This is a genomic window from Rhizobium mongolense USDA 1844, from assembly GCF_000419765.1.
GTDB classification, from domain to species: Bacteria; Pseudomonadota; Alphaproteobacteria; order Rhizobiales; family Rhizobiaceae; genus Rhizobium; species Rhizobium mongolense.
This window is the reverse complement of the sequence record NZ_ATTQ01000028.1, coordinates 1-13,552: the sequence shown is the minus strand read 5'-3', so window position 1 is coordinate 13,552 and position 13,552 is coordinate 1. Positions and strand designations below refer to the sequence as shown.

Here is a 13,552-nt window from a genome sequence, read left to right as displayed (position 1 = left end):
TTTCGGAAAAAATTGGCACGCGACTGGGGAGGTGTGACGACGTGTGGAGTGCAGCGGCGGCAGGACTGCAGGACGATCCGCAGATAAAGCGGAAGCGCTATCGCTCCGCCGTCATCGGTATCGGCTTTCTGCTTGCCCTTCTCGGCCTGATCGCGCTGGCCGGCTGGCTGCTGCAGCTCGAAGTCATCATTTCGGTCGTTCCCGATTTTCCATCGATGGCGTTCAACACGGCACTCTGCTTTGTTCTGTCCGGCGGCGCCCTTGCCACTTCCGTTACAGGCCGGCGGCTGGTGTCGGTGCCTTCAACTGCACTTTCGGTGTTCGTCGTTGTCATCGCGCTCGCCCGGCTGATCGAGATCACCATCTTCGGCCGCGCCGTTCATCACATCGACCGGCTGTTGACCGATATTCTTATATCGCCCGATTTTGCCGCTCAGATCGGCGGCGGCATGGGACCGAATACGGCCGCAATTTTCCTGATGGGCAACCTGTCGCTGATCGCCGCTCAGAATTGGCGGGTCGCGAGAGCGCCGCTCGTCCAGGAATTGGTGAGCTATGTGGTCATCACGCTCGGCATGATCGCCCTTACCAGCTACGTCACGAATGCGGAACAAGGCTATCGCTGGGGGCCTTATGCAACAATGGCTTTGCCAACGGCGATCGGCATGGTGCTATTCGGCGGCGGATTGCTCGCAAGTGCCTGGTGGCGGCAGCCCGAAAGCCGTGGCCGAATACCGCTTTGGGTTCCCGCACTCGTGTGCTTCACTGGGCTAACCGCAGACCTCTATACGCCGCTTGGTGTGGCGAACGGCATTCTTTACGTGCCACTGGTGCTGACCGCTCTCTGGTTCAGAAACCGCAAGGCGTCGCTTCTCTTCGCCCTCGTGTGCACCATCCTCGTCCTGCTCGGCTTCTTCGCCGTGCGCCACGACAACGTAGGCTTCTGGCAGGAGGTCACGAACCGGGCAATCACCCTCGTCATGCTATGGCTGATTGCTTTGCTCGTATTTTACTACGTGCGGAACAGGTTGAACCTCGAGACCGAACGCATCCGCTTCAGCGCCTTGGTGCGCAGCACACCGGACGCGGTACTCACGATCGACGAAAAGGGAACGATCTTAAGTTTCAATCCGGCGGCCGAGCAGATGTTCGGTTACACGCCGCAGGAAGTGATCGGCAGGAATGTCAAGATGTTGATGCCCGAACCGTATCATTCGGAGCACGACGGCTATCTGCGCCACTATGCCGAAACCGGCGAGCAGCGCGTCATCGGCACCACGCGCAAGGTTTCCGGACGGCGCAAGAATGGCGTCGCCTTTCCGCTCGATGTTTCCGTCAGCGAGGTGAAGAGCGGCGGAACGAAGGCCTTCGTCGGCATTGTGCGCGATATCAGCGAGCGCGTGACCCAGGAGGAGCGACTGAAGACGACGCTGGCGCAACTTGAGGATTATACCGCCGATCTGGAGCGGAGCAATCACGACCTCGACGAGTTCGCCTATATTGCTTCGCATGATCTGAAGGAGCCGCTGCGTGGGCTCCACAACCACTCGCGCTTCTTATTGGAGGACTACGAAGGCCTCCTCGACGAGGATGGCGTACGGCGCCTCAATCGCCTGGTACGGCTCAGCCAGCGTATGGAGAAGCTGGTCAACGACCTGCTCTATTTTTCGCGGATCGGTCGGCAGCAGCTTGCGGTGAAGCGGACCGACATCAATCTTGTCATCAAGGATGTGATCGCCACCATGGAGCTGCTTCTGGAGGAGCGCCATGCCAAGGTCGTCATCGATGGCCAATTGCCGGAAGTCGTCTGTGATGCGCTGCGGCTCACGGAAGTCTTCCGCAACCTTATTACCAATGCGATCAAGTACAACGACAAGCCTCATCCGCTCGTCAGTATCGGCTATCTCGAACGCTTCGTCGCCAGGGACGGCACGACGGCGCGCAACGTCTTCTTCGTCAAAGATAACGGCAAAGGCATACCCAAGGAATTCCATGAGGATATTTTCCGCATTTTCAAGCGCCTGGAAAAATCGCAGGATTCGGATGACGGAACAGGCGCCGGCTTGACCTTCGTCCGCAAGATCATCGCCCGCCACAACGGCGAGATATGGCTGGAATCGGAAGTCGGCACAGGCACGACGTTCTATTTCACATTGGGCAGGAAGCGCGAGGAGCAGAATGCAGCAGCGTGATACGCAACCGATCCTCATCGTTGAGGACAGCGAGGACGACTTCGAAGCGACGATGCGCGCTTTCAAGCGCACGAACCTGCGCAACCCGATCTACTGGGCGGCTTCGGGACAAGAGGCTCTCGATATGCTGGCAACCATCAGTCCGCGGCCGGGTCTGATCCTGCTCGATCTCAACATGCCGGGGCTCGACGGCCGCAAGACGCTGGAGGCGATCAAATCCAATACGCACTGGCACAAGATACCGGTCGTTATCCTGACGACCTCCGACGACGAGCGCGACATCGAGGGCTGCTATGCCCTCGGCGCCAATACCTATGTGCAAAAGCCCGTCGATCTGGACGGCCTTTTTGCAGCCATACAAAGGCTGAAGGAATATTGGTTCGAGATTGCCATACTGCCCCTGGAGGAGTGACGATTGGCGGAAGCCTGCTCGGTACTGATCATCGACGACAATATGGACGACCGCGACTTCTACCGTCGCATGCTGGGCCGTATAGCGGGTACGACCTACTCGCTGGCAGAGGCCGAGACCGGCGATCAGGGTCTCGCGATGATCACCGGCAAACGGCCGAACTGCATCCTGCTTGATTACTCTTTGCCCGGCCGCAACGGCCTCGGAGTGCTTGCGCAAATCCTCGAACTCGATGCCTCCGCCAATGTCGTCATGCTGACAGGCCAGGGCAACGAGGCGGTTGCCGTCGAGGTGATGAAGAGCGGCGCACGCGATTACCTGACCAAGGATGCGCTTTCGCCAGAAGGGCTGCACCGCTGCATTCAGAACGCCATCATGCACGGCGCACTGGAGACCAAACTGGAGCAGAAACGCCAATCCCTTGAGATTTTCACCCGTGCGATGGCGCACGACCTCAAAGAACCGCTGAGAACAATCAAGTCCTTCAGCAAGATCCTGCACGGTTCGCCATCGCTGCTTCCTGAGGATCGCGAGCTTTTCGACTATGTGCTGAGCGCTGCCGATCACATGGAGGATCTGATCGTCAAGGTTTCGGGCTTCACCAAGCTCGAGGCCTCCGGCGAGCTGGAGCTGAAGCCTGTCTCGCTCGCCTCGGTGCTCGATCAGGTGGAGGATAATCTCCATCGGCAGATCGAAAGCCGCCAGGCGGTGATCAGCCGGGCAGACCTCCCCGAAGTGATGGGCGACGCGACGTTGCTGATCCAGCTTCTGCAAAACCTCGTTTCGAATTCCATCCGCTATTGCGAGAACCGCATACCGGAAATCAGGATCGTTGCGACGGCAGATAGCGGCCTATGCCGGCTTTCCGTCTGCGACAACGGCCCCGGCATCGATGCCGCCCATCGCGAGCTGATTTTCCAGCCGTTCAAACGGCTCGTCGGCCGCGGCATCGAGGGAACCGGCCTCGGTCTGGCCATCTGCCGCCGCATCGCGCAATTGCACGGCGGTGCGATCTGGTGCGAGGCACGCGACGGCGGCGCGATTTTCATCCTCGAAATACCCCTTGCACAGGTAGCCGCCGCAGCCCCCGCAGCCATGCCTGCTGCTCACAGCGTCCGACATTCCGAACAGCAGACGGAGGGGACGGGCAGGCTTGCCGAGGTGCTGCTTGTCGAAGACAGCCCGGCCGACATACAACTTCTGAAACTGAAGCTCATGCGCCGCGAGAAAGTCAGCTTCAATCTCCATGTCGCAAACAACGGTCGTGAAGCGATGCTGCTGCTCGAGCAGCGGGCCGCAATAGCGGATCAGCCGCCTATGGACCTGATGCTGCTCGACATCAACATGCCGCTCATGGACGGTTTCGAGGTCCTGAATGCGCTCGCAGCCGATGGGCGGCTCAGCGGGATTCCGGTCTGCATCCTCAGTACGTCAAGCGACGAAGGCGATATTCAAAGAGCGAAGGAGCTTGGCGCGCTCGCTTATATGGTGAAGCCGCCAACCCTGCAGCAGCTGGAAGCAGCATTGGAGGAAGTTGATACGTTGGAATTGCAACCCCGCGGCGATTCGTTCGTTTTATGTGTAGAACAATCAAGGCAATCGTCCACGGCACTAGCATGACTTTCGCATCAGCTCTCGTTCTGGCATTGCTCGCCACTCCCATCCAATCCGGACTGCTATCGATGGTTTCTGGAATACATCACGTCACGGCGATTACCCGCAAAGTGCAGGCGAACGTCGATTTCTACGCAGGCTTCCTGGGCTTACGGCTCGTCAAGCAGACGGCCGGGTTCGAGGACGCGGCACAGCTGCATCTCTTCTATGGCGACGCTGCCGGCACGCCCGGTTCGCTCGTCACCTTCCTCGCCTGGGAAGATGGCTCGCCGGGACGCGCCGGCTTCGGGCAAATCAGCGAGATCGCGCTTGCCATCGATCCTACGAGCATCGGCTATTGGCTGACGCGGGCAATGAGTTTCGGCCTGCGCATGGAGGGGCCAGGCGACGAGTTCGGCGAGACCGTGCTGCGCCTCAAGGATCCCGACAACATCATTCTGAAACTTACCGGGAACAGGGAATTGAAGAGTGCCGCCCCCTGGCATGGCGGTCCGGTGCCGGTGGAGCACGCCGTGCAGCGCATCCGCGGCGCGACCATGCTGACGGAAGTGCCCGAGGAGAGCCGCAGCTTCCTCGAAAGTCACTTCGGCTATCGCTTCCAGGTGAGCAAGGGCGCGATCGATCGTCTCGTCTCGCAGTCGGGCGACGTGATCGATGTCCGAAATGCCCGCGGCTTCTGGTCCGGTGCGCCGGGAACAGGCACGGTCGATCACGTGGCTTTCCGCGCCACCGACGATGCACAGTTGTCGACGGTTCACGAAGCGCTCGAGAAGACGAACGCCTCGGCAACCAGCACGCATGACCGCAAATATTTCCGCTCTCTCTATGCCCGCGAGCCCGGTGGCACGCTGGCCGAGCTTGCAACGGACAAGCCCGGCATGACCGTCGACGAACCGGCCGGAACCCTCGGCTCCAAGCTCTTCCTGCCGCCAAAGGACGCGATCACCAATCTTGAGGACCTGAAGGTCGTCCTGCCGCAGTTTTCCATGCCCGGTGAGCCTCGCGTGAACTATCGCGATCTGCCTTTCGTCCACCGCTTCTATACGCCACCGGATCCGGATGGCAGCGTGTTCGTGCTGCTTCACGGATCGGGCGGCAACGAGACGACGCTGATGCCGCTTCTGCATAAAGTGGCGCCGCGCGCTACACTGCTCGGCGTGCGCGGCCGGGCGACGGAAGAAGGTTTCCCGCGCTGGTACAAGCGCATAACGCCGTTCTCCTTCGATCAGGACGACATCAAGAACGAGGCGGAAGCCTTCGCCGCCTTTATCGACAACGCCGTCAAATCCTACGGCCTCGACCCGAAGAAAATCGTCTATGTCGGCTATTCCAATGGCGCCAATCTTCTGAACTCGCTGCTCTACCTGCATCCGAGCCTGATACACCGCGCGGTGCTGCTCCGCTCCATGCCGGTGCTGACGGACTATCCTCATGCCGACCTTACGGGCACGGATCTGCTCGTCATCAGCGGCAAGACAGACGCTTATGGCCGATATGCGAACGAGCTTCGGACACGGCTGAAAACCTCCGGCGCGACCGTCGATTCGGACGTCATCTTTGGCGGCCATGACCTCGGCGATGCCGATGTGCCAATCATCCAGAAGTGGCTTCTGCAGAAAGACCGCCAAGCTAGCGTTCCGCAATAGCACTCCAGAAAGACTTCCGAAGTGTGATGATTTCTTGGAACGGACTTCCTCCAGCGAGTTTAGTCTAGATGTGTTTCCTACCGGCATCTTTGTCGGTAGGGCATTTCTGCTCAACTCTTGTCGCCATCACTCAATTCGCTGATCTCTGCATTTGCTTCAATGAAAACGGAAACATCCCATCTGTTCGAACTCAAATATTATTTTAGCTATTATCAGATAATATTACCATTTATTCACAAAACAAAAACAACAAAACACGGACAAGTTTGCTGATGGCTATAGGTTAAGTCATTAAATACAATAAATTTAAATTATTATTACATGTTTCTTCATTGGATTTTCTATCCACCACCAAACAAAAGGTCTTCGTCAACAAATTACCTCATTTCTTCTATTTTTTCAGCATCTGTTCTATTTTGCTGCACTGCAAAAAATCCTTGCCGAACCTCGATGTGCGGCCTATCTTCGCCCGGACATTGATCACAGAAGGGGAAACGAATGCCTCCTCGGCCTGTTGACATCAGCCTGATCATCTCTTCGAGAAATCGGGCCTATGGCCTATTGAACTGCCTGGATGCCATCGCCACCGCCGCGCGGCAGGCAAGCCATTTGCGCCTTGAACTTGTCTTCGTGGACAACGGGTCGAGCGACGACACATCGGATGTCTTCAGCAAATGGGCGGCCTCGGCGCCGATCGATACCAATCTCATCTACGAAACGCTACCCGGCCTTGCCAATGCTCGCAATACAGGGATTGCCGCCGCCACCGGCCGTATCCTTGCCTTTACGGACGACGATTGCGAAGTGTTCCCAGATTACTTCACGGCCATCGAGGCGGTCTTCGCCGATGATACGGAAATCGTCATGCGCGGAGGACGCGTCGAACTTGGCGATGCGCGCGATCTTCCCGTCACCATCAAGACCGAACTCGAGCCCGCCGTATTGACCAGCGAGCTTCACGCGGGCGGCTTCATCCATGGCTGCAACATGGCCTTCCCGAAGGCGCTTTGCGAAACGATCGGCCTCTTCGATCCGCTCTTCGGCGCCGGCTCGCAGTTCCGCTCCGGCGAGGATACGGATTACATTCACCGCGCTTCCAACGCCGGCATCCGCGTCGAATATTTTCCCGATCTCGTCGTCAAGCATTTCCATGGCCGCCGCAAGATCGAGGACATCCACCACCTGCACGCTGGCTATGCCTTCGGTAACGGCGCGCTCTATGCGAAATACATGTTCGACAGGCGCTCCAATATGCGCGGCATGCTGCGCTGGGATATCCGCCAGGCGTTCAAGGAATTGATCGGTGGCCGGAAAATGAGCGAGGAAATGGGGCTGACCTACCGCCGCCAGCTTCGCGACAATATCACCGGCATGCTCGCCTATTGGCGGAGCGCCAAACGCACCGCGGCGCCAACGGCGATCCGCCGCTGATCCTTACCGCCGGCAGTGCCACATTCGATTGGAATCTGAATGGCAGATAATGCAGTTGCGCATGCCGACCTGAAGAAAAAGACCGCGCTGTCCGTCCTCTGGTCGGTGATCCGCGTTGCGTGGAGCACCGTCGCAACCTTCGTCATCTTCGTCATCCTTGCCCGCATCCTTGGGCCTGCCGATTTCGGAACCTTCGCGCTCGCCAGCCTTTTCGTCGAGATCGGCCGTGTGCTTGCCTATGCCGGCCTCGGTGATGCGATTACCCGGCAGCTCGATCTCGACGAGGAACTTGCCGATACCTGTTTCTGGGCAACGGTCGCCTTCAGCGCCATCGTCGCGTTGCTCGTCTTCGTCTTTGCTCCCTCTTACGGCCAATTCGTCCGCGATCCTTCGGTGGCCGGTATCCTGCAGTGGCTGGCGCCGCTGCTGCCCCTTTCGTCGCTTGCAGTCATCCACAATGCGCGGCTTGCGCGCGACTTCGGTCACAAGAGCCTTGCAGCGCAGAGCATCGCTGCAAGCCTGCTTTCCGGCACCACGGCTGTCATCTGCGCCTATCTCGGCTGGGGCATCTGGGCGCTGGTGGCGCAGACTGCCGTCAATGCGGCCGTCACCGTCGTCCTCGGCTGGGTGTCTTACCCGTGGATGCCGCGCCTGCGCTTCAATCTCGAAAAATTCCGTTCGGTCTTCCTTTTCAGCGTTAGCCTCGTGGTGACGCAACTCATGTGGATGCTGCTTGCCCGCGTGCAGGATATCTTCATTTCCCGCTGGTACGGCGCCGTCGAAGTCGGCCGTTATCGCATCGCCTGGCGGCTGATCGAACTGATCGGCCAGGCCGTTCTGGCGCCCATCGGCAGTGTTTCGCTGGTCACGCTGTCGCGCTTGCAGAACGATCGCACCGCCTTCCGCAACGCCTACAACAAGATCGTCGGTGCCGCAGCACTCGGCACGATCCCGTTGCTCTTCGGCTTCGGCGCGCTGTCGAATGACATGATCGCCCTACTCTTCGGAGACAAATGGGGCAATGCCGGCGATATCGCCACCGTGCTGGTGCTGATGTCCGTGCCTTTCGTCACTAACTTCTTCGCATCCTCGGCGCTCTCGGCCGTTAACCGCGCGGAATCGATCCTCTCGGTGGCCGCGCTCCAGCTTGCGGTAACGCTGATCCTCACCTGGCTGCTGGTTCCCTACGGCATTTTCGCGGTGGCGGCAGGCTATGTGCTGCGGGCCTGGCTGACGATGCCTTACCAGCAATATGTGCTGAGCAGATATGCCGGGATCGATGCAGCCGGCACATTCAAGGCGGTCGCCCTTCCCTTCTGCGGCGGCGCCGTCATGGCCCTCTGCGTCTGGTTCGCCCATCCCTACATCGCCGGGTATCTTCAAAGCCGCTGGCTGTCACTCGGCCTCAGCATCGGCCTTGGTGCCGTCATCTATCTGGCCTTTCTGCCGATCTTCGGCAGAAAGGCCATCCGTCCCTATATCGCACTCGGCAAGTCGCTGCTGCCGTTCGGCAAACGGGCTGAGGCCTAGCTTCGCCGCCTGGCCAGCAAACAGGAGCTTTTATGCAGGAAACCAACATTACGATCATCAACCGCCTTCAGGGTCTGATCGCAAACAACCTCGCCGATCTTGTCGATCCGGCGGAGCGCTTCGCGCTGCTCGATTTCCCCAACCACTACAACATCGGCGACAGCGCCATCTGGCTCGGGGAGCTCGCCTATTTCGACCGCCGCAAGACGCGACCGGCCTATGTGACCGAGATTCCGACCTACGATGAAGAGCGGATGCTCGCGACAATTGGCAACGGCCGCATTTTCCTGCACGGCGGCGGCAATTTCGGCGACATTTGGGCCGGCTATCGCCAGTTCCGTGAAGGCATGCTGGCTAAATTCAAGGGCCGCCCGATCGTCCAGATGCCGCAGACGATCCATTTCAAGGAGCAGGCCAATATCGACAGCACGGCCCGCGCCATCGAGCAGCACGGCAACTTCACGCTCCTGGTGCGCGACAAGAAGAGCCTGGAATTCGCGCGCCGCTGGTTCCAGTGCGAAACGCGCCTTTGCCCGGACATGGCCTTCTGCATCGGCCCGGTCGCGCGCCCGGCGCCGCAGCACGAGTTGCTGCTCAACCTCCGCGAAGATCAGGAAGTCGGAACTCCGCAGGATCTCACCGCTGCCACGGGACGTCCCGGCACCGTCAAATCCGACTGGCCGGACGAGCCCGCCGATTTCCAGCGGCAAACCAAGCATACCGCGATCCTGAAGGGCCTGATGTCCGGGAAAATCGGCGGACGCGCCCGCATGACGGAGCTTGCCTATCGCGAGCGCGCACAGCAGCGTTTCGATCGCGGCGTGGCCTTGCTCGGCTCGGCGCGCCAGGTCATCACCGACCGCATGCACGGCCACATCATGTGCGTATTGATCGGCGCCGATCACTGCGTGCTGGACAACAGCTACGGCAAGACGAGCAGCTTCATCGAGGCCTGGGGCACCTGCAACACGGAAAAGGCAGCCCTTGCCGCAACCGTCGACGAGGCGCTCGCCATCCTCGACGCCCGCCGCGTGCGGCCTGCTGCAGTCGCCTGATCCCGTCAGCCTCGCCGGGCGATCATGATCCCGGCGAGCACGACTGCCCCGCCGATCGCCTGCATCGGGCCGATCGCTTCGTTGAGCAGCATCCAGGCGAGAATTGCCGCGACGACGGGCTGGAGCAGCAGCGTCAGCGAGGAGAAGGCGGCTGGCAGATAGGCGAGCGCATAAGCGATCGCCACTTGCCCGCCTGCATGACTGACGAAGGCGAGACCGAAAACCATCGCCCAGCCGTAGGCCGTGGCCGGCCAGATCTGATCCTCGAAGGCGAAAGCCAGCGGAAATACGAAAACCGCGGCAGACGCCGTACTCCAGAGCATGATGCGGATGGTATCGAACCGGCTTCTGAGCCTGCCGATAGCAAGGATGTATCCGGCATAGAACAACGCCGCGACGATCGCGATGCCATCGCCCAGCAGATCCCCGTTCCCAAAGGCCGAAGGCCCGCCCTTCAGGATGATGACGCCGGCCAATGCCAGTGCAAGGCCAAGAACGAAGAGCCGCGTCACCGCCGCTCGGAAGAACAGGAAGCCGATGACCGTGACGAAGACGGGCGCGAGATTTGCCAGCAGCGTCGCATTGGCAACCGATGTCATCGTGATCGAGAGGTGCCACGCAGCAAGATCCATGGCGAGGATCACACCTGGCAGGACCAGAAGCGCATAGTCCGAAAGCCTTTCCGGCTTGGGCCCGGCATCCTTGCCCTTAATCAGCGAGAAGATGAAGATCGGTATCAGGGCGAGCGCGACGCGCCAGAACGCCGTCGCCATCGGTCCGACTTCCGACATCCGCACGAAGATCGGCGAGCCGCCGATCGCCGCCCCGCCAAGGATCAGTGCCGCCAGGGCAAGGCGATTGGAGGGTACGGTTTCGACGGTTGCGGAAGCGGCCTGCGACATGATCTCGATGCTTTCTGCGCCGCGAGCAGTGAAAGCGGCGATCGGCAGCGAATTACCAGATGAAGGCCACCGACGATAGCGCAGGAACGACAAAGGCAGGCAAAAGTATATTCGACAGGCAGCGGCCTCAGCCAACAATTTCGGTAGCGAATTCCGGTTTGCCGCGGATCGTATTGCTTACGGTGCAGATTTCCTCCGCCGCATGCGCGATCTTCTGCCGCGTCCACTCGTCGATGTCGCCCTTGATGGCGAAGACGATATTGAACCTCTCAACGCGCGAGGGTCCTTCCGTCGCCTTCTCGCCCGTCACCTCAGCAGTCAATTCAGTGATCCGGTCGAGGACGCCCATTTGGCTTGCGGCGATGCGCGCGCTCAGCACCAGGCAGGCCGACAGCGAGGAATAAAGCAGGTCCAGCGGATTGAAACCCGGCTGCGACGGGCTGGTGACGATGTCGAGCTCACCCTTCGTCGCCGAGGTGACATGGGCAAAGCCGGTGCGCCCGAGAACGGCGGTGGCGCCTGTGGGTCTTGGTCTTGCCTTGAGGTCGGCCATGTCGGGACACTCCGTTGATATACATCTCAAATAATGGGTTTGCCGGTCGCCCGCAATTCGCGCTTTCGAATCCGGAGACGCGCGGATATGAATCCTGTATCAGGCGAGCCATGAAGAAAAAACAGATCTCGATCATCGGCGGCGGACCGGCGGGTTTGATGGCAGCCGAGGTACTCTCGGCAGCCGGGCACGCCGTCACCATCTACGAAGCGATGCCCACGGTGGCGCGCAAATTCCTGCTCGCCGGAAAGTCCGGCCTCAATATCACCCATTCGGAAGACTATGAGCGCTTCGTTGCCCGCTTCGGCAAAGCGTCCGACCGGCTGCGCCCCGCCTTGGACGGCTTCAAGCCCGACGATGTCCGGGCCTGGGCAGAAGGGCTTGGCACCGAGACCTTCACTGGCTCCTCCGGCCGCGTCTTCCCGAAAGTCATGAAGGCCTCGCCGCTGTTGCGCGCCTGGATCGCGCGTCTGGAAGCCCGCGGCGTTTCGATCCTGACACGCCACCGCTGGACCGGCTTCGAGGATGGCGGCTACGCGTTCGAAACACCGCAACGCCACCGTGTCATCCACCCGGATGCCGCCTTGCTGGCACTTGGCGGCGCCAGCTGGCCGCGCCTCGGCTCGAATGCCGCCTGGGTACCGTGGCTCCACGAAAAGGGGGTGAGCATCGCGCCGTTCCGCCCCGCCAATTGTGGCTTCGACGTCGATTGGAGCGAGACCTTTCGCGGCCGTTTCGCGGGCGAGCCGCTCAAATCCGTCACCGCCACCTCGCCCGCCGGCACTTTCCCCGGCGAATTCGTCATCACCCGCCACGGCATCGAGGGCAGCCTTGTCTACGCCCATTCCGCAGCACTGCGCGACGCGCTCGAAACCGGCAAGCCCGCATCCCTGCTTGTCGACCTCGCACCCGGCCGAAGCACTGAGCGCCTTTCAAAGGACCTCGCCCGGCAGGACAGGAAAGGCAGCTTCTCCAACCGCCTGCGCAAAGGCGCCGGCCTCGACGGCGTCAAAACCGGCCTGCTGCGCGAACTCGCAAAGGAAACCGACCTTCAGGACCCATCGAAGCTCGCAAGCCACGTCAAATCCCTGCCGATCCCTCTCACCCGCCCCCGCCCCATCACTGAGGCCATATCCTCCGCCGGCGGCATCGAATGGAGCGCGCTTGACGATGGCTACATGCTGAGTGCCATTCCCGGCCTTTTCGCCGCCGGAGAAATGCTCGACTGGGAAGCCCCGACCGGCGGGTATTTGCTGACGGCGTGCGTGGCGACGGGGAATGCTGCGGGGGTGGGGATCGGTAAGTGGCTGGAGTTTGGTGGTCGCCCTGCGATAGCCGCGATAAACCCTCTGCGGTAGGGGCGGATGCCGGGCTGCCAGAGGGGTTCAACACAGAGAGTATCTACACTCGATTGGCGATGAGGTCATCGACGACTGCCGGATCGGCCAGCGTGGACGTATCGCCGAGCGCGCCGAAATCGTCTTCGGCAATCTTGCGCAGGATGCGGCGCATGATCTTGCCGGAACGGGTCTTCGGCAAGCCGGGGGCAAACTGGATCTTGTCCGGAGATGCGATCGGGCCGATTTCCGTGCGAACATGCTTCACCAACTGTTGGCGCAACTCATCGGATCCTTCGTTGCCGGCCATCAGCGTGACATAGCAATAGATGCCCTGTCCCTTGATCGAATGCGGGTAGCCAACGACCGCGGCTTCCGAAACCAGATTATGCGAGACGAGCGCCGACTCCACCTCGGCCGTGCCGAGGCGGTGGCCGGAGACGTTCAGCACATCGTCGACACGACCGGTGATCCAGTAGTAGCCGTCTTCATCGCGGCGGCAGCCGTCGCCGGTAAAATACTTGCCCTTGTAGGTGGAAAAGTAGGTCTGGATGAAGCGCTCATGGTCGCCATAGACCGTGCGCATCTGCCCAGGCCAGCTGTCGGTAATGCACAGGTTGCCGTCGGCAGTGCCTTCCAGCACCTTGCCTTCATTGTCGACCAGCTGCGGCTTCACACCGAAGAACGGGACGGTCGCTGAACCGGGCTTCAGGTCGATCGCACCAGGCAGCGGCGTGATCAGGATGCCGCCGGTCTCTGTTTGCCACCAGGTATCGACGATCGGGCAACGGCCATCGCCGACGACATTGTAATACCACTCCCAAGCTTCCGGGTTGATCGGCTCGCCGACCGTCCCGAGCAGGCGCAAGGACGAGCGGGA

Annotated in this window: 11 protein-coding genes; 8 read left to right on the top strand and 3 right to left on the bottom strand. The window is 60.5% G+C overall.

Annotated elements, in window-relative coordinates:
• Window positions 1-41: 41 nt before the first annotated feature.
• The 7 genes from A3C3_RS0132125 (at window position 42) to A3C3_RS0132095 (ending at window position 9,880) form a co-directional block, all read left to right on the top strand.
• The gene (locus A3C3_RS0132125; protein ID WP_022718655.1) at window positions 42-2,192 is read left to right on the top strand and encodes a PAS domain-containing sensor histidine kinase; all 2,151 of its coding nucleotides are present in this window, start codon (window positions 42-44) and stop codon (window positions 2,190-2,192) included.
• A complete protein-coding gene (locus A3C3_RS0132120) occupies window positions 2,179-2,604 on the top strand; it encodes a response regulator (protein WP_022718654.1) in 426 nt (141 codons plus the stop codon). The genes A3C3_RS0132125 and A3C3_RS0132120 overlap by 14 nt, the downstream gene beginning before the upstream one ends.
• Before the next feature lie 3 nt (window positions 2,605-2,607).
• On the top strand, window positions 2,608-4,224 hold the full coding sequence (locus tag A3C3_RS0132115) for a response regulator (RefSeq protein WP_022718653.1): 1,617 nt from the start codon (window positions 2,608-2,610) through the stop codon (window positions 4,222-4,224).
• Window positions 4,221-5,864: a VOC family protein gene (locus tag A3C3_RS0132110; RefSeq protein ID WP_022718652.1), complete on the top strand. Its 1,644-nt coding sequence runs from the start codon at window positions 4,221-4,223 to the stop codon at window positions 5,862-5,864. Before A3C3_RS0132115 ends, A3C3_RS0132110 begins: the two co-directional genes overlap by 4 nt.
• Before the next feature lie 498 nt (window positions 5,865-6,362).
• Window positions 6,363-7,295: a glycosyltransferase family 2 protein gene (locus tag A3C3_RS0132105; RefSeq protein ID WP_022718651.1), complete on the top strand. Its 933-nt coding sequence runs from the start codon at window positions 6,363-6,365 to the stop codon at window positions 7,293-7,295.
• Between the two features lie 39 nt (window positions 7,296-7,334).
• Entirely contained in the window at window positions 7,335-8,825 is a 1,491-nt protein-coding gene (locus A3C3_RS0132100) for a lipopolysaccharide biosynthesis protein (RefSeq protein ID WP_022718650.1), read from the top strand.
• A 32-nt stretch (window positions 8,826-8,857) separates the two neighbouring features.
• On the top strand, window positions 8,858-9,880 hold the full coding sequence (locus tag A3C3_RS0132095; protein ID WP_022718649.1) for a polysaccharide pyruvyl transferase family protein: 1,023 nt from the start codon (window positions 8,858-8,860) through the stop codon (window positions 9,878-9,880).
• A 5-nt stretch (window positions 9,881-9,885) separates the two neighbouring features.
• On the opposite strand, the gene A3C3_RS0132090 is transcribed toward A3C3_RS0132095, so the two are convergent.
• Complete coding sequence (locus A3C3_RS0132090) at window positions 9,886-10,782, bottom strand: DMT family transporter (protein WP_028740182.1); 897 nt, start codon at window positions 10,780-10,782, stop codon at window positions 9,886-9,888.
• 127 nt (window positions 10,783-10,909) lie between these two features.
• Complete coding sequence (locus A3C3_RS0132085) at window positions 10,910-11,335, bottom strand: OsmC family protein (RefSeq protein ID WP_022718647.1); 426 nt, start codon at window positions 11,333-11,335, stop codon at window positions 10,910-10,912.
• A 110-nt stretch (window positions 11,336-11,445) separates the two neighbouring features.
• On the opposite strand from A3C3_RS0132085, the gene A3C3_RS0132080 reads away from it, so the two are divergent.
• The gene (locus tag A3C3_RS0132080; RefSeq protein ID WP_022718646.1) at window positions 11,446-12,693 is read left to right on the top strand and encodes a TIGR03862 family flavoprotein; all 1,248 of its coding nucleotides are present in this window, start codon (window positions 11,446-11,448) and stop codon (window positions 12,691-12,693) included.
• Window positions 12,694-12,736: 43 nt separating this feature from the next.
• Here A3C3_RS0132080 and A3C3_RS0132075 read toward each other — a convergent pair.
• On the bottom strand, window positions 12,737-13,552 hold an 816-nt coding region (locus A3C3_RS0132075; protein ID WP_022718645.1), incomplete at its 5' end, for an AMP-binding enzyme.

Bases quoted from the DNA above. Each gene is read 5' to 3' on its own strand.
- A3C3_RS0132085 (WP_022718647.1), bottom strand. From the start codon at position 11,335: ATGGCCGACCTCAAGGCAAGACCAAGACCCACAGGCGCCACCGCCGTT.
- A3C3_RS0132105 (WP_022718651.1), top strand. From the start codon at position 6,363: ATGCCTCCTCGGCCTGTTGACATCAGCCTGATCATCTCTTCGAGAAAT.
- A3C3_RS0132090 (WP_028740182.1), bottom strand. From the start codon at position 10,782: ATGTCGCAGGCCGCTTCCGCAACCGTCGAAACCGTACCCTCCAATCGC.
- A3C3_RS0132120 (WP_022718654.1), top strand. From the start codon at position 2,179: ATGCAGCAGCGTGATACGCAACCGATCCTCATCGTTGAGGACAGCGAG.
- A3C3_RS0132095 (WP_022718649.1), top strand. From the start codon at position 8,858: ATGCAGGAAACCAACATTACGATCATCAACCGCCTTCAGGGTCTGATC.
- A3C3_RS0132100 (WP_022718650.1), top strand. From the start codon at position 7,335: ATGGCAGATAATGCAGTTGCGCATGCCGACCTGAAGAAAAAGACCGCG.
- A3C3_RS0132080 (WP_022718646.1), top strand. From the start codon at position 11,446: ATGAAGAAAAAACAGATCTCGATCATCGGCGGCGGACCGGCGGGTTTG.
- A3C3_RS0132110 (WP_022718652.1), top strand. From the start codon at position 4,221: ATGACTTTCGCATCAGCTCTCGTTCTGGCATTGCTCGCCACTCCCATC.